We start from the raw sequence: 17,560 nt of genomic DNA, 5'->3' as shown, positions 1-17,560 counted from the left end.
CACACCGTGATCGGTGTGCCAGTCGTGCTGCGCCACTGCGGAGGCTCCCAGAGGGTAGACGGGGGCAGTGGTCGGGCATCGGCCGGAGCACACAAGTGATCGCTTTTGGATGAACAGATGGCCGGGTGCTGTGGTCCAGCTCCCAGGTGGTCTGGCATCCTTGGCGACGAGACGCGTGGGACTGCGCTCTTGTGTGTGTGCTCCGGACCGGGATGGCGCCAACCACCAGGTTTCCAGTTACACACCGCTCTCGGGCTGCCAGGCTCGGAGCGGACTAGCGAATCGAAGGTCGGCCTGTTTGCCCAGGTCGGCCTTCGGTGTTTTACGGGCCCATCAGGTGCTGCTCCCATTCGTCACGGCGGAGGTGGGGATGCGCATCGCGCGGTCGGTCCCGGGTGTCACCGGGCGGTGGGCAGCCAGACTGGCTATCGTGCGGGCCACCCACCCCGACGTCTCCCCTCGGTCCTGCCGATCGCTGCTGTACGAAGACACTAGTGGCAGACGCCTGTGGATAAGGTCCCGCGCTGCCCGAGGGTCACTGCGGCAGCCGTGACGCAACCGCGCGAGCGGTCTCGACAGCCTGGTCGAGGAGCGCCTGACGGTCGCTCTCTTCTTCGTGGATCGGAGGCAGGGACAAGACCGACGCAACGCCCTCCAGAGCGACGACGAGCCGGCTCCTGGTCAACCTGGCTGGAGCAAGGGCTTCACGGACTGTTATGGGAGTGAGCCGGGGCAGCTGGGTCAGATTTTTGGCTGCCTCTACCTCGGCCAGAGACGGAGCCCAATGACCAGCCTCCAGATCCTGGAGTAGGGTCCTCAACCGCTCGGTGTAGGTCGTCACTGGCTCACCTCCGCACCTTCTCCTGCACTTACGTAGTCGTAGGACAGGGTGTGACGCGCTGGCAGGCAGGACTCGCCGTACTCCACGAGCCGGGTTTCCCCGTCTACTTCTGCGTTCCAGAGCCAGGTCAGCGCCTCGGTAGCCGCTCCGACCGGGATACCAAGGGCGGCTGCCTCACGAGCGTCAGCGCCCCTGGCGTGCATGAAGTCCCGGCCGTGGCTGATGCGCCCCGCCACGGTCTCGACCCGAGCCAGCCGGGTGCCAACCTTGCTTGACTCATGGGCCAGAAGATCTGGGACCTGGTCCGCGAGGGCGCCGTTGTGCCAAGTAACGGTCAGTGACCGGATCGACTTGTCTTCGAGCGTGACGAATTCGCGGCGAATCACCGGCGATCCGTACTCGATGTCGAACAGCTCGGACACGTACGTCGGCGCAGTCACCACTCCGACAGCCGTCACGCGGTGATGTTCGTTCACCCCGTCAAGAGTGCCCGTACGTCGATAGCGGTCCAGCCGATCACGCGGAGAGGTGGCCTTGGCCCCCTGCCCGGCAACGAAGCTGCCCCGCGGCGAGCTGTAGATCAGTCCCTCTACCTGCAACTGGCTGATGGCCTTGGCAGCCGTAGCCCGTGCGACTCCCCACTCTCGCTCGATCGCGGCAACGGTGGGCAGCTGCGCTCCTTCCGGGAGCGTTCCGTCCTGAATCTGACGTCGGAAATGGTCCGTGACCTGCATGAAAGCGGGCACCGGCCGCTCGATGCGTGGGCTCATTCTGATGCCCTTCCGTGCTGGAACTGCCGAGTAATGACGCCAGCGTACTAGAACGCGAACGATTGCGCGCCCTCGGCAGGACGAGTGTTCTAGTACGCGAATAGTTCGGCTTGGACGCTTGCGTGCGTTCTAGAACAGCTCTATGTTCGTCTCACAGCACGGCCCGCAAGGGTCGGGCGAGAACCCTCCTCGGAGGGGGCTTCTTCGTCGTGCCTGAAAACGGGCACGGCCCCGGATTTTGGCTGTGCGTGGCTAGACGCACAGCCCCGGGGCCGCTTACGGACCACCAACCCTTCAGGAGCTGATCCGCGTGTCCATCCTGCCCTCTTCCGCCCCGAAGCACCGCACCCCCGGTGCCGGCCGCTCGTTCGGCGCGATCATCGCGGCCGAGACGCTCACCGACGCCCAGGCCTGGATCGACGCGGCCGGCGGGGGCGCCCGCTCCCACCGCCTGGCCCTGCTGGCCGACATGCTGCTCGCCGCGAACCCCGATACCGCGCCGGCCGAGGACGAGGACGTCGACCCGGACGAGGCGGCCGACCTGGCGGTCGAGACCGTGATCCAGCGGCTGAACGACGAGAAGCGCCGCGCCGAGCGCGAGGCCGAGCTGGACGCCTGGACGCCGAAGGTGACCGAGGCCATCGCCGCCGCCTCCCCGTTCCGCAACGGCCCGCGCTGGGTCACCCGCTCCGGCCGCTACGGCAACGGCGAGCTGGCCCCGGCCGAGACGGCGGTGCAGTCGTGAAGACGCTCCTTGCCTCCCGCCCGGGCCCGCTCGCGGCCCGCCGCCTCCACCTGCTCCTCGGCCTGGCCGGGATGCTCTGGATGCTCGGCATCACCCTCCCACTCCCGGCCCGCCTGGTCCTGGTCCCCGCCGTCGCCGTCCTGCTCTACCTGCAGGCGGCCGCCGAGGCCGACACCGCGACCGTCACCGTCGTCCGTACCCCGCGCACCGCCGGCCCGAGCGGGGGAGCCCGGTGAGCGCCGCCGACCTGAACACCACGGTCGGGATCCTGGCCTGCATCCGCCCGCTGCACGCGGTGCTGGAGGCCAGTGCCACCGACACCACCGACGTCCGGATCACCGCCGCCGCCTCCGGGATCTACATCGAGGTCCTGCCCGGCGTCGGCGAGGAGACCGACCGGCTGCTGCAGGTCGACCGGATCGCGGCCGAGCTGGGCATCGAGCCCGGGCTCGCCGAGGTCGGCGGCCGGCACTACTACCAGGCCGAGACCGACCCCGAGACCGACTCCCCTGTCCAGGTGTTCGCGCTCCTGGCACGCGTCGCCGACGGGGGTGAGCAGCGGTGACCCCCCGTCAGCGTGCGCTGCGCATCGCCGAGGCCGCGATGGTCCGCCTGCACGGCGACCCGAAGACCTGGCCCCAGCGGGACCTGGAGGACCGGCGGGACCTGATGGTCCGCGTCGACAACGAGCTGCGCCTGATCGAACTGACCACCTGCACCTGCGCGGTCCCGGCCGTGCCCGGCCCGGAGAGGAGGGCCTCCTGATGACGACCACCATGCCGCCGCCGCAGATCAACGGCTTCACCCGGACCGACGCCCGCATCGTGTCGAAGTCCGCGGCCACCGAGGCGAAGGCCCGCGCCGACGCCGCCGCCGCGGAGGCCGTCGACAAGGTCCGCCGCAACCAGCACCAGGCGGACCTCGACCAGCTGGAGCTGGCCGAGGCCCAGGCCAAGGCGCAGGTCGCGCAGGCCAAGGCGAACGTCCAGATCGAGCAGATCCAGGACGGCGCGAAGCAGAAGAAGGCCGGCGCCCGCCGGGAGGCCTGGGCGCGCCGACGCGCGGCGCTGACCGCGCACGCCCCGCTGATCCTCGCCTCCATCCTGGTCGCCGCGCTGGTCGTGATCAGCGTGTACTTCGCGTGGGACGGCCAGGCGGCCGGGTTCCGGGCGAAGATGGGCTCGGCGGCGAACCTGGTGCCGATGGTCACCGAGGGCGTCACCTGGACCATGGCCGCGCTCGCGTTCTTCGCCCACGTCAAGGGGCGGGCCACCGGCAGGTACCGGCTGGTGACCGCGATCGCCGCGATCGTCGCGGCGGCGCTGAACTACCAGCACCACGCGGCCGAGGGCAGCGGCGAGGTGTACGCGATCGCCTCGCTGTCCGGCGTCTTCGTCTGGGAGCTGTTCCTGAGCCTGCTGATGAAGGCGAAGGAAGGCCGGCCGATGGCGGAGGTCCGCGCGGACCTCGCCCGCACCATCGCCCACCCGGTGATGGCGTTCGTCGCCTGGCGGATCCGGGCCATCGCGCACGGCGCGATGTCGGCCGACGCGGCGTGGGCCGAGGCCTGGGACCAGTACCACGCTCCGACGCTCGGGGTGACGGCTCGTCGGGAACGGCGCCGGCGCCGCAACCGGGCCCGGCTGCAGGACGCGATGCTCGCCGACACCTGCCTGGTCGAGCTCGCCGACGACGCCGACGAAAGCGTCACCGAGTCGGACGTGACGGAACTGAGCGTCTACGCCGACGAGGAGCCCGAGGAGGCCCGACGCTCGGCGCTGTGGCTGCCGGGTCTGGACGGCTGGGTGGAGCCGACGATCACCCCCGCCGTACACGCACCGAAACCGCAGGTCAGCGAGCCGATCCCCCCTGCTGAAAAGACCCCCGAGAAGGGGGCTGAGAAGCCCCCTGTCCGTCGGCAGTCGGCCATCGCCCGCGCGGCGGCTCGGCACACCGCGAAGAAGGCGCAGAAGGAAGCCGACGCCCTCGCCGTCAAGCGAGACAAGGCGCGGGCCCAGATCGCCGAGCTGCTGAACAAGGGTGAGAAGCCGTCGCCCGCCGCCTTCGGCAAGGCCTACGGCCTGAGCTCCGACTGGGGCAGCAAGCAGATCAAGGCGGTCGAATCCAACCCGGCGGCGTACGGGGTGACGGCATGAGTCACGCCCGACACCTCGACCCGACGGGCGAGCGGTACGGCATCCCGACCTGGCCGTTCCGCATGGCCCCCGTCGGCTACGCCACCCGCCGCCAGCTCCGCAAGCAGGGGCTGCGCCCGGGCGGCCAGCCGGTCGCCGGTCAGCTCCTGTGGAAGTCGCGCAAGGCGTGCCGCTCCGGCGGTACCCGCGCGGCCTGGCTCTACCGCGTCGACCTCGCCATGCCGGTGCGCCCGATGACCCCGGGCAAGGCCGCCGGCCTGGAGGCCGCGATGCGCAAGCGCCGCACCTGCCCGGACTGCGGCCAGGTCAAGGACTACTGCATCCCGCGCTCTCTCGGCGCCTGCGTCGACTGCGCCGACGGACCCGCCGCCCACGCGGCCTGACAGATCAGCGCCACCCCGTCTTCCCCCGCACCGGCGGGGCCGGTCCCGCCTGCCAGCAAAGCCCGGCCCCGCCGCACTCCCCAAGGAGCACACCAAGCATGACGGAGACCCTGGACCACGCCGTCCTCCCCTCCACCGACCCCGACCTGATCCGGCACACCGCCGAGCTCGTCGTCTCCACCCAGTTCGGCTCCCCGAGCATGGTCCAGCGCAAGCTGCGCCTGGGCTGGGCGCAGGTCCAGCAGCTCTTCGCCCAGCTGGAGGCCGCCGGCGTCGTCGGCCCCGCCGACGGCGGCCGGGCCCGCGAGGTGCTGTACCGCGCCGACGAGATGGACCGCGCGCTGGCCGCGCTCGGCACCGACGCCGAGGTGCTGCCCTTCCCCGGCACCCGCGCCCCGGCCGACGCCGCCCCCGCCGACCGCATCCCGGTCGACTTCCGCAAGCCCGCCCCGGCCCCGGCCGACGACGAGGACGGCGCCGACGAGGAGCAGGAGGACGACGACGACGAGGACCAGGCGCTCGAGGGCGAGGTCTACCTCGCCGACGAGCTGGTGCTGGAGGACGACCCCGAGGGCGACGCCCCGTGGATCAACCCCATGCTCCTCACCAAGGAGGGCCGCCGCGCCCGCGCCCGCTACCTGCAGCGGCGCGGCCGCCGCAAGCTGCGCCGCTGGGTCAAGCACCAGACCACGGTGCGCGGCGTCGTCCCCTCCGCGTGGCGCGGCGGCCGGCGCATCCAGGGCTGGGTCGTCGGCACCGAGGGCGCCACCGCCCGCGCGGCCGAGCAGCACGCCAGGATGCTCGCCTCCGCCGCGTCGAAGTCGACCCGCCAGGCCCAGTTCGCGCTGCGCCAGCGGGAGGAGAAGAAGAAGGCCGCGGACAAGGCCGGCCAGGACGCGCGGCTCGCCCTCGTCCAGGCCACCGCGATGAAGACGACCGCCCACAAGAAGATCGGCATGCGGGCGGGCCTGGCCTTCGGTCCGTTCGCCGCCGCCGACCTGGCCGCCTACGGCTACGAGGGCGGCCTGGGCCTGGCCGCCGCGCTGCTGGTCAACCTCGGCGTCCTCGCCTACAGCGGCCGCACCCCGAACCTGGACGCCGAGGGCCTGGAGGCGCTGGAGCGCGAGGAGCTCGGCGTGCCCGGGAAGTTCGAGCTCGGCATGACGGTGCGCCACTTCGAGCAGATGCTCCACCAGGCGCTGACCGAGGACCTCGGCATCGCCATCCAGGCCTTGAGGATCAAGCCGCAGGCCTGGGGCTTCGAGGTCGACGTCACCTTCCACCGCCAGACCCCGGCCAAGCTCTCCGAGGGCCTGGACAAGCTGGAGGCCTGCCTGCCCGGCGTGCGCACCAACAGCATCCTGCTGCAGCAGTCGGCGCGGGCCCGCAACGAGGCGGTGCTGCGGATCCCCGGCGACAACCCGTGGCAGGCCGTGCCGGAGCTGCCGTACCGGGCGCCCGGCTCGGTGACCACCGCCACCCTGCACACCGCGCAGATCGGCGCCGACATGTCCGGCCGGCCGCTGGCCCTGCCGGGCAAGCGGACCTCGGTCGGCGTGATCGGCAAGCCGCGCTCGGGGAAGTCGACGCTGATCCGCGCCGCCGTCGACGCGCTGACCGCCTGCGAGGACCGGATCGTCGTCGGCATCGACCTGGGTTCCTACGGCGCCGGTTTCGGGCCGTACGTCAAGGACCTGCACGCGCTGGGCCGCACCGTGGGTGAGGCGCGCCGGATTCTTGAATGGGCGCTGGCGATCGGCGAGAACCGTCCGAAGCTGTTCAACAAGCTCGGAATGGGCCTGAACTGGGAGTCCTCCAAGAAGCGCCCGGGAATCACCGTCATCATCGACGAATTCCCGGCGCTGGTGACCAAGGCCAAGCTGGAGGCGCAGGTCGCCCAGGCAGCGCGCAAGGGACAGGACGCCGAGGACCTGGAGCCGTTCCTGCGACTGGACGAACTCGCACAGCAGATCCACCTCACCTCCGCGAAGTCGGACGTGGTCCTGGTGGTCGGCTCCCAGGGGGTCACCAAGGACCGCGTCGGCCCGAACACCTGGCTGAGCGAGCTGCCGGCGCAGCTGATGTGCGCCTGCGACGTGGACGACATCAAGCTGATCGCGGGCGGCGGGGCGATGGCCCAGGGCTGGCGGCCGGACCGGCTGCTGCCCGCGATGGGCGACGAGGTGAACGACGCGGGGGTGGCCTATGTGATGGCCGGCGGCGCCTACACCGAACCGATCCCCTACCGGGCCTGCATCCTGCCCGACGAGGAGTCGGACCGGCGCGCGGACGAGCGGCTGAAGGCCGGCCGTCCGCAGCTGGACGCCGAGTCGGCCGCCTTCGCCACCGACGACCTGGCCGACCTCGCCGGACACCTCGCCGAGGAGTGGGACCAGGACGAGGACGCGTTGCCCGCGCTGATCGCCCTGGCCCGCGAGGCCTTCGAGATGGCGGGCGACCCGGCCGGGCTGCGTGCCGAGGAGCTGGCCGCGTACCTGGGCAAGCTCGACCCGGACTGGGAGCTGCAGGCGTTCGCGGACGGCGATGCCCGGGTGGCCGCGCTGCGCGCCGCGGTCCGGGCGGTGCTCGACCCGCGCGGCGAGGAGTGGACCACCACCTCCTTCCGGCCGGCGCCGGGCGCGGGGACGGTCAAGGGCTACAAGCTCGGCGACCTCAAGAAGATCACCGGCGAGGCCTGAGCGGCCCGGATCCGGCCCGGAACACGGGAGGAACACGCAGGTCAGCGGGGTGCGGACCGCCCGGAACAGGGCGGAACGCCCCCGCTGGACCCGGAACCTGTTCCGCCTCCCAGGGGTGCTGTTCCTCCCTGTTCCGCCGCTCTGACCTGCGCGTTTACGGCCGTTCCCGCCCTGTTCCCGCCCGAAAGATCACGAAAGGTCCGATTGTGAACCGTCAGTGGCCCAACTCCCCCGACCCGCTCAACGCGCTGCACCGGGTGATCGCCGAGCGCCGCTTCCGCTACCTGGAGCAGGACCTGGAGCACATCCCCTGGGCCTGGTCCGGCCCGCTCGACGGATGGCTCGCGCGGGTGCTCTCCTGCCCGGTCTGCCTGGCCGAGGAGGGCCTGGACCTCTCCCTGGTCGAGTCCTCGGACCCGGAGGTGGTCGTGCGCTGCCCCGACCGCCACGAGTGGTCCGAGCCGCGGCTGGTCCGCGAGCACTTCATCGGCTACAGCCGCTTCCGGTTCCTGCCCCTGCCGGACCCGGACTGGGCCTGGCTCCTGGAGGCCGGCTACGGCGAGGAGCCGCCGCCGGAGGTCGACTACTGGGCCGAGGGCCGCGAAGCCGCCGTCGTCCTGGGCAAGCACTTCGCCAAGCGGGCGAAGAGGCGGATCAAGGCCAAGACCACCGGCCGCCTCGGCGATGCCGTCCAGCAGGGACGGCAGAAGGCGGGCCGCGCCGTCACCGGCGCGGCCCGCGCCGCCGGGCAGAAGGTGCGCGAGCGGATCGTCGGCGACGATGTCCTCGAGGACGAGCCGCCCCTGGACGACGAGTTCGGTGAGCCCGGCGACGACCAGGAGCACGTCGAGGTCCCGTCCTACGCCAAGTACCGCAAGGCGCTCGGCATCCCGGCCGCCAGGCGCGGCCCGCGGTGCCTGGTCTGCTCGGACACCGGCAGGATCACCGCCCCCGGCGTCGACATCCCGTGCACGGAGTGCGGCACCCACCGACCGAGCAAGCCCCGCGCCGACCAGGGCGCCGGCGCCCGCCCGCCCGGGCTCGGCGCCGTCCGGCCGCGCACCGGCTACCGCCCCGGCGGCCGCACCGCCGCGACCACGGCCGGGGAGTGAGCGTGCACCAGCTCGCCGCCGCCGACACCCAGCTCCACCTGTCCGTCCCGCTCGTCCTGGCCGGCTCCGTCGTCGTCATGGTCTGGAAGGGCGGCCTGCGCTGGTGGCACGCCGCCGCCTGCGTCGCCGCCGGCCTCGCGATCGCCGACTCCTCCGCCGGCGGCCCCGGCCGCCACCTGATGGCCGCCGTCTTCGGCTGGGTCAACGGCCTGCCCTTCTGACGTGCCCCCACTCCCCTGGAAGGGACCCCGCCATGATCCGCGCGAACCGTGCCGTCCACTGCCCCGAGCGCCGCCGCTACGTCGACACCGCCCGCCCCACCAGCACCGACGGCCTGATCGACAACGTCGCCGTCGAACGCGCCCTCAACGGGGAACCGGTCGAGGGCCTGACCGAGGCGGAGCAGCTGCTCGCCGCGCGCCTCCTGCACGCCGACCACACCGCGGTCGCGGTCATCGCCCGCCGCGTCGGCGTCGGCGAGAGCCGGGTGAAGACCTGGCTCGGCCTGAACAAGAAGCCCGCCGGCGCCCGGTGCGCGTCCGAGAGCGCCCGCACCCCCTGACCTCGAAGGGAGCCGCCCCTTGGGCGTGCGCTACCTGATATCCGAGCCCGACCCGCCCACCTGGTGGCAGAAGCACAGGCCCACCGTCTGCGCGGTTGTCGGCCTCGCCGCCGGCGCCTGGCTGGCCAGCGCCGCGGGCCACGGCGGAGCGGCTCCGGCCGGCCCCGACCCCTCGCCCTCGTCGGCCGTCAGCTCCCCGGCGACCGGCCGCTGACCAGCCGGAACAGCAGCGCGCCAACTTGATGTTGGCCAACACTTGACACGCCAATTTTAAGTTGGCATTCTGAATGTGTCGGGCCCGCCGGGGACCGACACCAACGGAGAGAGGAACTCCCGTGGACACCGTCCCGCAGAGCCCCGCCGCCCAGATCGACCTCAGCCTCGTCCGGACCACCAAGGTCGGCTGGGCCAACCGGGCCGCCGACCACTACGCGGCCGCCGTCCGGCAGCACGCCTCGGGCGACGTGCCGCCTGTCTACACCGAGACCGAGATCCGCCTCGCCGAGCTCTGCCTCGCGATGGCCGAGCGGGCCCAGGGCTGACCACGCCCCGGGACGGCCGCCAGCCGGCAAGCATCGTCGGCCGTCCCGGGCCACCGACCCGCTCCAGGAAGAGCAGGGAGGAGAACCCATCGTCCCTGATCCGAACAGGAGCCCGCACATGGTCACCGACAACACCGACAAGGCCGCCAAGGAGGCGGCCCGCGACGCAGCCAAGGCCCGCCTGGCCGAGGCCCTCACCCGGCGCGAGAAGGGCCACGCCGACATCGAGACCGCCTTCTGGACCACGGTCCGCGACGAGATCGACTCCGGCGCCCTGCGCCAGGTCGACGCGGTCGACGCCCTCGGCTTCACCCGCGAGTACATCCGAAAGCAGCTCAAGAACCTCACCGACTAGACGGAGGACAGCAGGTGGACCTCACCCCGTACGAAGGCGAGTCCTGGATCCACAAGCCCGGCGAGGACATGACCGAGGAGGAGCTGGTCCGGGCCGCCGTGGCCCACGACCAGGCCGGTGAACACCGGCGCGCCGATATCTACATGAACATCCGGATCCGCCGGTTCATGGACCCGACCTGGGACCCGGACGGCATCTACGGCACCGAGGAACCGCCCGCCTGCTGATGGCCCGCCGTGCCGCACCGCCCCCGCCCCGGGGCCGGTGCGGCGCGGGGGACCGGACAGCCCGGCCCCGCCTGCCACCAGGGGGTTCCGTGAGCACCACCACCCCGCCGGCCCCGGCGGCCGCCAGGAAGACGGCGGCCAAGAAGGCCACCGCGAAGAAGGCCCCGGCGAAGAGGACCGCCGCCGAGGCCCAGCGCACCGCCAAGAAGACCGCCGCCCCCGCGCGGCCCGTGAAGAAGACGGCCCCGGTACAGCGCACCGCCGCCAGGCCGGCCGCCGGGAAGTCCCCGGCGAAGAAGACCAAGAAGGCCCCGAAGAGCATCGGCGCCCGGGCGGTCCACGCGGCCCGCTTCGCCTGGGAACACCCCTTCCTCGCCCTCGTGGGCACCACCGCCGTCGCCGGGACCGTGCTCTACCGGGGCGTCCTGCGCCCCACCGGCAAGGCACTCGCCCTCACCGGCCGGGCCGGCCTCGCCGTCGGCTCCTGGGCCTGGGACACCGGCCAGGCCTACGCCGTCCGACGCCGCCGCTCGGCCCGCCCGCTCACCACCGGCACGCACGCCCACTGCCGCCGCTGCAAGGGCACCGGGACGCTCCCGCGCCACGACGCCCACGGCCGCTTCCTCGGCTCCATCAGCTGCACGGGCTGACGGACCGCCGTGCCGCACCGCCCCCGCCCCGGGGCCGGTGCGGCGCGGGGGACCGGACAGACCGGATCGTCCCCGCCAGATCGGAGAACGCCCATGGCCGACCACTACGTCCCGGTGCCCTACCCCGGCCACCAGGTCCAGCCGGCCGCCGCCTACCACCCGACCCAGAGCCCGTACGGCACCCAGCTGCAGGGCGTCGTCCAGCAGCCCGGGCAGACGCCGTACTACGCGGCCCCGCCGCAGATCATCGTCATGCAGCAGCCGCGGCAGGCCAGCGAGCTCGGCCCGGTCACCCTGCGTCTGGTCCTCGCGGCCGGCGCCGGGGCCGGGGCGGTCGCCGCCCTGGTCGTCCTCGGCCCGATGCTGATCAGCCTGCTGCAGACCCTGGCCATCACCGGCCTGGTCATCGCGGTCATCGCCGTGATGGCCATGCGGACCTTCAACGAGTACAAGACCGGCCGCGAGGCCGGACAGGCGGCCAAGGCCAAGGCCGGCGCCGCCCTCGCACAGCGCCGCGCCCGCAGGACGCCCCGCGCCTGACGGCCCGCCGTGCCGCACCGCCCCCGCACTTCCGGGGTCGCTGCGGTTCGGGGGACCGGACAGTCCGGCCCGCTCCAGTCCAGAAGCGAGGAACCGTGACCCACCACCTCACCACCCGCACCTACCGCATCCGCTCCACCGCCGCCATCCTGCTCGACAGCGTGGGCGACGCCTTCGACGTCATCGGGGCCGTGAGCGCCGCGGCCGTCGTGCTCGCCCACTTCGTCCCGCTCGGCGGACGGCCCGACCTCACCACCGTCAGCCTGGGCACCGCCGTCTTCGTCGCGATGGGGTGCGTGGGCACCGGCTACGCGCTGCGCGCCTTCCTGGGCGCGCTGGCCGACCTGGTCGCCCCCGAGCGCGACGCCTTCGACGACTTCATCACCACCGCCCTGCGGACCCACGCGCCCGACAGCACCGAACTCGGCGTCTACGAGGAGGAGTTCGACGGCTACGGCCTGGAGGAAACGGACTGGGCGATCGAAGCCGGCGTCGCGCTCGGGCAGCTGCGCGTCGACCTCCGCCAGCCCGAGGCCGACCTGGACGCTCTCCTGGCCGGCGTGCGCGGCGTCCACCTGGTCCGCGAGATCCACGACGTCATCGCCCTGGCCGCCGACCGGTACGCCGAGCGCGACCGCGACCAGTACGACGCCGACCAGGCGGCCGAGCTGCGCGAGACGGCCTGCTACCTCGACATGGCCTCGCTCTCCATCGGCGACAAGCACGCCTTCACCGCCGACGAGCCGAAGGCGCCGGCGCTCGCCACGGGCCACTACGGCGGCGACGACGAGCTCACCTTCTGACTTCGCCCCGGGGCGGCCGCCACGCTGGCCGGCCTACCGGCCGCCCCGGGCCCTCCCATCCCGCAAGACGCGACAGGAAGGGCTTCATCATGACCGACCCCGTCACCAAGGACCAGGAGGCCGCCGCCCCGGCCTGGCCGCAGGCGGCCGAGGCCGAGTACGACCGGGTCGGCAGCCATGGCCGTCGCCAGTCCCGGCTGGCCGACCTGCAGGGCAACTACGGCCTGCTCGAGCGCCCGATCGCCGACAGCTACCGCGCCGAGGCGCAGGTGTGCCTGGAGGAGGCGGAGGCCCACGAGCTGGAGCCCGCCATCCTGGCCGCCGCCCGCGTCTGACCGACCGCCACGGGCTCGCCCGCAGGCGGCCCCGCCACACGAAGCCCGCGAACCACCTGGCCAGGAGGCCGACGTGTTCAAGCTGCACCTGATGATGTCCTTCGCGGACCGGCGCCGCTGGCGCTCGGCGCGCACCGCCGCCGACCTCGGCGAGCTGACCGCCCAGTGGCTGGAGAGCCGCATCGCCTCCCGCCCCGGATACACCCCCGGCCACGGGCCGGACAGCGAGACCACCGACAGCCCGGCCCTGCTCGCGGCGCTGCTGCTGTGCAACCGCGGCGGGTTCGTCACCGAGTCGAGCCAACCCGGCTTCCGGGGCATGGGCGCAGACGGTCACTGGAGGCGCCAGCGGGCCGCCGTCCAGGGCTTCACCAACGACCCGGATGTCCTCGCGGTGCTGCGCGGCGTGGCCGAGCAGCACGGCCTGATGATCCGCGTCTACGGGCGCGGGAGCCTCAGCCTCGCGCTGGGAGCGGTGGTCGTCACCGAGCGGGACGAGCGGCCGCACACCAAGTTCGGCCGTTCGCTCGCCAGCGAGGATGTGATCCGGATCTGGCGAGGGGCCGGCTACCGGGCCATCCACGCGATGCACCGGGCCTGGCAGGTCACCCTGATCGACCCGGCCTTCGGCGAGCGCGACCTCTTGTGGCGGGTGCTGACCGAGGCCTTCACCGGCCCCTCGTCCTGCCCGCGCTGCGGCTGCACGCCCTACGAGCCCTGCCACGACGGCTGCTGCCTGACCACCCACGGCACCGAGACGCTGTGCAGCACCTGCGCCTACGGCCGCCCCGGCCTGGACGCACCCGACGACTTCGGCGACGGCGACCAGGACGACTTCGAGGACTTCGACGGCGAGCCCGCGGAGTCGGAGTGCGATCTGTGCGGCGCCCCGTTCCACGGCTCCCGCCGGTACTGCACCCAGGCCTGCGAGGACGCTGACGCCCCCGAGCCCGACTCCACCGACCAGGCCGACAGCGGCGCCGAGACCGAGGTCGAGCACTTCACGGTGCTGTCCGAGGACCCCTGGACCACCGCGCCCCGCACCTGACGGCCGGTCACTGACCGGCGCCGGGGCGGCCGCACACCCGACTAAGGCCGGCCGCCCCGGCATCCCTCGCCCGCAACCCAGTACGGAGAGGAACCCCACCACCATGGCACCCGCACCCGCCGACCTCATAGACCGCGCCCGACGGCACCTCGAAGCCCACGCCCGCACCTGGGCCTCCGAGCTGGACGAGGACGCCGGGCCGCGCGCCGCCTGGTACGTCCACCACGACCTGGCCGCCCTGCTGCCGCTCCTGCAGGAGACCCTCGCCGACCGCGACCGCCTCGCCACCCGGCTGCAGAGCGCCCGCCGCGACCCGCTCACCGGCCTCGACACCCGCCAGGCCTGGACCGAACGCGCCGAGCAGCTCACCGCCGCCGGGCCCACCGCGGTGCTCCTGGTCGACCTCGACCACTTCAAGCCGGTCAACGACCGGCACGGCCACGCCGCCGGCGACGCCGTGCTCGCCGCCACCGCCCACCGCCTCGCCGACTGGTGCGGCCCGGCCGGCGCCGCGGGGCGCCTCGGCGGAGACGAGTTCGTCGCCGCCGTCCCCGACCACGGCGACCTCACCGAGCGCGTGACGAAACTGCGTGACGCCCTCGCCCGGCCGGTCGACCACCAGGGCCGCCTCCTGCAGGTCGGCGCCTCCCTCGGCGCCGCCCGGCTCGCCGACCTCGCGGTGCCGACCGTCTCCGCCGCCTTGGAGGCCGCCGACGCCGCCATGTACCGCAGCAAGCGCCGCGGGCGCCGGGGACGGCGCTGGCCCACCCCGCTGACCCTCGCCCACACCCTGCGCAGGGCCGCCTGATGCCCGCCGCACCCGAACGCGACGCCTCGATCCCGACCCGTGCCGTCACCGCCGCCGACCAGCGCGCCGCGGCCCTCGTCTGCGCCGCGAACGCCACCGGGCCGGGCGACCTGCGCCTGCTCCTGGACGTCCTCGGCATCGCCCCCGCCCCCATTGCCCCCAACACCGCCAACAGGTCCAACACCGCCGCCCGGCGGCCGGAACCCAAGGAAGTGCCCATGGCCACCAGCCCCTCCGCCTACACCGCCGTCGCCCTGTCGATGCACGGCGACGGCCGCGGCGCCGAGGAGATCGCCGACGTGCTGGGCATCCCGCTCGGCGATGTCCAGCGGCTCCTCGGCGCCGACCAGGCCGCCTCGACCACCCCGTCCGTCGACCTGACCGCCCTCGACGCCGCCACGCCCGTGACCCCGGTGGTGGCCAACGTCACCAGCGACCAGGTCCTCAACGAGCTCCTCGCCTGGGCCGCCACCCACCAGGACAAGGCGATCCGCGAGCACGGCGCCACCATCCGCAGCGGCATCACCGCGCTGCGCGAGCGCCACCAGCGCGACGACGAGCTGCGCGCCGCCCAGGTCCAGATCGACCGCCTGGAGGAGCAGCTGCAGGCGCTGCGCGGCCGGGTCGCCGAGCTGCAGCCCGAGCAGAACACCGCCTCCCGCAAGAAGCGCGAGCGGGACTACGACCCGAAGGTGGTGCGGGCCTGGGCCTCCGCCAACGGCGTCGAGGTCTCCCCGGCCGGCGTGGTGCCGGGGCACGTGGTCGACGCCTGGCGCAGGGCCACCACCGCCCCGGCCGCCGCCGGCCACGGCCTCGCGGCCTGAGCCAGCGGCGCCGACCGTGCCGATCCGCCCCGAGAACCGCGCCCGGTACCCGGCCGACTGGCCGGAGGTCTCCCGCGCGATCAAGGAACGCGGCGGCTGGCAGTGCGAATGCCTGGGCGAATGCGGCCGGGGAACCCACCCCGGCCGCTGCCCCAACCGCCACGGCCGGCCCGCGTACGGCACCGGCTCCACCGTCGTGCTGACCACCGCGCACCTCGACCACCAGCCCGAACACTGCGACCCGCAGAACCTGCGCGCGATGTGCCAGGGCTGCCACCTCCACTACGACCGCGACCACCACCGCGAGAGCGCCGCCGCCACCCGCCGGGCCGCCCGAGAGGCGGCCGGCCAACTGTCCTTCGACATCTGACCGCCCATCGGGTCCAACACCCCCATTGGGCCCGATGGACCCAACACCACCCAGCTCCACCCACCCCGCCTGGAAGGGCCCCCATGGACCTGATCACCATCGACTGGCCGTTCACGATCCGCGTCAACTCGCTCGGCGAGCCCGTCGAAGAGCTCTGGATCCCCGACCCCGCCGGCCCGAAGGACCTCCTCGAGCACGCCTTCGACATCCCCTACGGACTGCCCGTCGCCGCCCTCCTCAACGACCACGGGGAGTACGCCTTCCTCGCGCTCGGCCACGGACCCGGACTCGACTGGCGCCGACTGGTCGCCACCGCCAACCGGCACATGCGCCGCAATCACGACTGGGCCAACCTCCTCGACGACACCACCCCCGGCGCGATGCGCAGCCTGCGCGCCCTGACCGAGACCTGGGCCGCCTTCGCCGTCCCAATCGAGCACAGCCAGGACAACGGCTGGCCGGACGAGGTCGCCTGGAACATCACCTGGACCCAGGCCGGCGACCCCAGCGCCGTGCCGGTCACCCTGCTCGACCTCAAGACCCCCCTCGACGACCCGCACCGCCTCCGCAACCAGGTCGACGACCTCCGGCGCCAGCTGCGATACGCCCTGGCCGAACTCGACGAGAAGGAGGCACGGTGAACCCGGCGAAGCTCGGCGCGACCCGCGACCTCCTCACCGCGGGCCTGAGCAACAGCGCGATCGCCCGCCAGCTCCGCGTCGACAAGCACGATGTCGCCCTGCTCCGCCAGGAACTCGGCCTGCCGAACACTCCCGCCCAGCCCCTGACCGTCGAACAGAAGTGGCGCCTGCGCGTCCGCGACCTGCCCGGCGGCCACCTGGCGTGGACCGGTGAGCGGCAGCGCACCAGCGGAACCCCGGTGATGCGCCACTCCGGCCGGTGCTACACCGCGGCCCGGATCGCCTTCCGGATCAAGCACGGCACCGACCCGCAGGGCTACGCCGCCCCCGGCTGCGGCACCCGGCACTGTGTCGCCCCCGAACACATCGACGACCTCCCCCGCCGCCAGCGCGACCGCGCCGCCCTGCGCCTGGTCCTCGGCAGCCCCCAGCGGCCCACCCACTGCCGCCGCGGACACGACCAGGCCGAAGACGGCCAGCTCCTGCCCGACGGCACCGCGTACTGCGCCCGCTGCTCCGCCGACCGCAAGCAGAGCCCCACCGCCCCCTGACCTGTCCATCCCTCCCGGCCCGGGATCACAAGACCTGTTGGACCCAACAGGACCAACCAAGAAAGGCCAGCGATGCACTACACCCCCGACACCGGTGACCTGCTGCCGCCGATCGTCACCATCTGCGGCAGCACCCGCTTCTCGCAGCACATGGCCGAGGCCGCGCCCGAGGAGACCGCCGCCGGCCGCATGGTCCTCGCCCCCGGCGTGGACATGCGCCAGCAGCACCCGATCTGGGCGGACCCGGCCGCCGCCGACCTGGCCGTCGCCGAGCACGGCTCCTCCGCCTCGCTGGTCGATGTGCGCCGCGCAGCCCGGGCCACCCTCGGGGCGGACCTCCCGTACGACCGGGCGCAGGCCGCGCTCGCCACCCGCACCGAAGACACCTCGACCACCGCCTTCCTGCTCGGCGACGCGTAGCACCACCAGCACGGAAGCGGAGTTTCCGCAGACCAGCCCCACCTGTCCGACCGACCCGCAAAGATGAGAGCCGGGGGCCGCCTGCAGGCGGCCCCCGACGACGTTCACGGAAGGCTCGCACTCATGAGCGACCCCACGGCCACCCTCCTGCTCCCCCAGATCGACAGCTGGCTCGACC

General features: G+C 73.2%; 26 protein-coding genes. 25 read left to right on the top strand and 1 reads right to left on the bottom strand.

What is annotated here, in order from left to right; genetic code table 11:
- Positions 1 to 837: 837 nt before the first annotated feature.
- A complete protein-coding gene (locus AB0O91_RS36730; protein ID WP_363442583.1) occupies positions 838 to 1,611 on the bottom strand; it encodes a GntR family transcriptional regulator in 774 nt (257 codons plus the stop codon).
- Positions 1,612 to 1,921: 310 nt separating this feature from the next.
- Between AB0O91_RS36730 and AB0O91_RS36725 the strand changes: the two genes are divergently transcribed.
- The 25 genes from AB0O91_RS36725 to AB0O91_RS36605 all read left to right on the top strand — a co-directional run bounded on the left by AB0O91_RS36725 (position 1,922) and on the right by AB0O91_RS36605 (position 17,382).
- Positions 1,922 to 2,356, top strand: coding sequence for a hypothetical protein (locus tag AB0O91_RS36725; protein ID WP_363442580.1), 435 nt, complete (start codon positions 1,922 to 1,924; stop codon positions 2,354 to 2,356).
- A complete protein-coding gene (locus tag AB0O91_RS36720; protein ID WP_363442577.1) occupies positions 2,353 to 2,592 on the top strand; it encodes a hypothetical protein in 240 nt (79 codons plus the stop codon). The genes AB0O91_RS36725 and AB0O91_RS36720 overlap by 4 nt, the downstream gene beginning before the upstream one ends.
- The gene (locus AB0O91_RS36715) at positions 2,589 to 2,921 is read left to right on the top strand and encodes a hypothetical protein (RefSeq protein WP_363442574.1); all 333 of its coding nucleotides are present in this window, start codon (positions 2,589 to 2,591) and stop codon (positions 2,919 to 2,921) included. Before AB0O91_RS36720 ends, AB0O91_RS36715 begins: the two co-directional genes overlap by 4 nt.
- Entirely contained in the window at positions 2,918 to 3,121 is a 204-nt protein-coding gene (locus AB0O91_RS36710) for a hypothetical protein (RefSeq protein WP_363442571.1), read from the top strand. The genes AB0O91_RS36715 and AB0O91_RS36710 overlap by 4 nt, the downstream gene beginning before the upstream one ends.
- A complete protein-coding gene (locus AB0O91_RS36705) occupies positions 3,121 to 4,512 on the top strand; it encodes a hypothetical protein (RefSeq protein WP_363442568.1) in 1,392 nt (463 codons plus the stop codon). The genes AB0O91_RS36710 and AB0O91_RS36705 overlap by 1 nt, the downstream gene beginning before the upstream one ends.
- On the top strand, positions 4,509 to 4,895 hold the full coding sequence (locus tag AB0O91_RS36700; RefSeq protein ID WP_363442565.1) for an RRQRL motif-containing zinc-binding protein: 387 nt from the start codon (positions 4,509 to 4,511) through the stop codon (positions 4,893 to 4,895). The genes AB0O91_RS36705 and AB0O91_RS36700 overlap by 4 nt, the downstream gene beginning before the upstream one ends.
- 98 nt (positions 4,896 to 4,993) lie before the next feature.
- The gene (locus AB0O91_RS36695) at positions 4,994 to 7,594 is read left to right on the top strand and encodes a DNA translocase FtsK (protein ID WP_363442562.1); all 2,601 of its coding nucleotides are present in this window, start codon (positions 4,994 to 4,996) and stop codon (positions 7,592 to 7,594) included.
- A 206-nt stretch (positions 7,595 to 7,800) separates the two neighbouring features.
- Positions 7,801 to 8,706 carry a hypothetical protein gene (locus tag AB0O91_RS36690; RefSeq protein ID WP_363442559.1) on the top strand — a complete coding sequence of 302 codons (906 nt, stop codon included), beginning with the start codon at positions 7,801 to 7,803 and terminating at the stop codon, positions 8,704 to 8,706.
- A gap of 2 nt (positions 8,707 to 8,708) precedes the next feature.
- Entirely contained in the window at positions 8,709 to 8,927 is a 219-nt protein-coding gene (locus AB0O91_RS36685) for a hypothetical protein (RefSeq protein ID WP_363442556.1), read from the top strand.
- 32 nt (positions 8,928 to 8,959) lie between these two features.
- Positions 8,960 to 9,268, top strand: a complete 309-nt coding sequence (locus AB0O91_RS36680) for a hypothetical protein (protein WP_363442553.1) — start codon at positions 8,960 to 8,962, stop codon at positions 9,266 to 9,268.
- A 25-nt stretch (positions 9,269 to 9,293) separates the two neighbouring features.
- The gene (locus tag AB0O91_RS36675; protein ID WP_363442683.1) at positions 9,294 to 9,482 is read left to right on the top strand and encodes a hypothetical protein; all 189 of its coding nucleotides are present in this window, start codon (positions 9,294 to 9,296) and stop codon (positions 9,480 to 9,482) included.
- Positions 9,483 to 9,603: 121 nt separating this feature from the next.
- The gene (locus AB0O91_RS36670) at positions 9,604 to 9,810 is read left to right on the top strand and encodes a hypothetical protein (RefSeq protein ID WP_363442550.1); all 207 of its coding nucleotides are present in this window, start codon (positions 9,604 to 9,606) and stop codon (positions 9,808 to 9,810) included.
- A 118-nt stretch (positions 9,811 to 9,928) separates the two neighbouring features.
- Positions 9,929 to 10,165: a hypothetical protein gene (locus tag AB0O91_RS36665; RefSeq protein WP_363442547.1), complete on the top strand. Its 237-nt coding sequence runs from the start codon at positions 9,929 to 9,931 to the stop codon at positions 10,163 to 10,165.
- 14 nt (positions 10,166 to 10,179) lie between these two features.
- Positions 10,180 to 10,392 carry a hypothetical protein gene (locus tag AB0O91_RS36660; RefSeq protein ID WP_363442544.1) on the top strand — a complete coding sequence of 71 codons (213 nt, stop codon included), beginning with the start codon at positions 10,180 to 10,182 and terminating at the stop codon, positions 10,390 to 10,392.
- Between the two features lie 89 nt (positions 10,393 to 10,481).
- Complete coding sequence (locus AB0O91_RS36655) at positions 10,482 to 11,042, top strand: hypothetical protein (protein WP_363442541.1); 561 nt, start codon at positions 10,482 to 10,484, stop codon at positions 11,040 to 11,042.
- A 93-nt stretch (positions 11,043 to 11,135) separates the two neighbouring features.
- Complete coding sequence (locus AB0O91_RS36650) at positions 11,136 to 11,582, top strand: DUF6251 family protein (RefSeq protein ID WP_363442538.1); 447 nt, start codon at positions 11,136 to 11,138, stop codon at positions 11,580 to 11,582.
- 95 nt (positions 11,583 to 11,677) lie between these two features.
- The gene (locus AB0O91_RS36645) at positions 11,678 to 12,385 is read left to right on the top strand and encodes a hypothetical protein (RefSeq protein ID WP_363442535.1); all 708 of its coding nucleotides are present in this window, start codon (positions 11,678 to 11,680) and stop codon (positions 12,383 to 12,385) included.
- A gap of 89 nt (positions 12,386 to 12,474) precedes the next feature.
- On the top strand, positions 12,475 to 12,720 hold the full coding sequence (locus tag AB0O91_RS36640) for a hypothetical protein (RefSeq protein ID WP_363442532.1): 246 nt from the start codon (positions 12,475 to 12,477) through the stop codon (positions 12,718 to 12,720).
- Between the two features lie 73 nt (positions 12,721 to 12,793).
- Positions 12,794 to 13,768: a hypothetical protein gene (locus AB0O91_RS36635; protein ID WP_363442529.1), complete on the top strand. Its 975-nt coding sequence runs from the start codon at positions 12,794 to 12,796 to the stop codon at positions 13,766 to 13,768.
- A 103-nt stretch (positions 13,769 to 13,871) separates the two neighbouring features.
- Positions 13,872 to 14,576 carry a GGDEF domain-containing protein gene (locus AB0O91_RS36630; RefSeq protein ID WP_363442526.1) on the top strand — a complete coding sequence of 235 codons (705 nt, stop codon included), beginning with the start codon at positions 13,872 to 13,874 and terminating at the stop codon, positions 14,574 to 14,576.
- Positions 14,576 to 15,400 carry a histone-like nucleoid-structuring protein Lsr2 gene (locus AB0O91_RS36625; RefSeq protein WP_363442523.1) on the top strand — a complete coding sequence of 275 codons (825 nt, stop codon included), beginning with the start codon at positions 14,576 to 14,578 and terminating at the stop codon, positions 15,398 to 15,400. The genes AB0O91_RS36630 and AB0O91_RS36625 overlap by 1 nt, the downstream gene beginning before the upstream one ends.
- 16 nt (positions 15,401 to 15,416) lie before the next feature.
- A complete protein-coding gene (locus AB0O91_RS36620; protein ID WP_363442520.1) occupies positions 15,417 to 15,770 on the top strand; it encodes a hypothetical protein in 354 nt (117 codons plus the stop codon).
- An 83-nt stretch (positions 15,771 to 15,853) separates the two neighbouring features.
- On the top strand, positions 15,854 to 16,411 hold the full coding sequence (locus AB0O91_RS36615) for a hypothetical protein (protein WP_363442517.1): 558 nt from the start codon (positions 15,854 to 15,856) through the stop codon (positions 16,409 to 16,411).
- Entirely contained in the window at positions 16,408 to 16,962 is a 555-nt protein-coding gene (locus AB0O91_RS36610) for a hypothetical protein (RefSeq protein WP_363442514.1), read from the top strand. Before AB0O91_RS36615 ends, AB0O91_RS36610 begins: the two co-directional genes overlap by 4 nt.
- Positions 16,963 to 17,034: 72 nt before the next feature.
- A complete protein-coding gene (locus tag AB0O91_RS36605; RefSeq protein WP_363442511.1) occupies positions 17,035 to 17,382 on the top strand; it encodes a hypothetical protein in 348 nt (115 codons plus the stop codon).
- The last annotated feature ends 178 nt before the right edge of the window (positions 17,383 to 17,560 follow it).

Origin of the sequence: Kitasatospora sp. NPDC089797 (assembly GCF_040684795.1) — a bacterium.
In the GTDB taxonomy this organism is placed as follows: Bacteria; Actinomycetota; Actinomycetes; order Streptomycetales; family Streptomycetaceae; genus Kitasatospora.
Note: the sequence above shows the minus strand (reverse complement) of the source record. Positions and strands in the feature narration are given on the sequence as shown.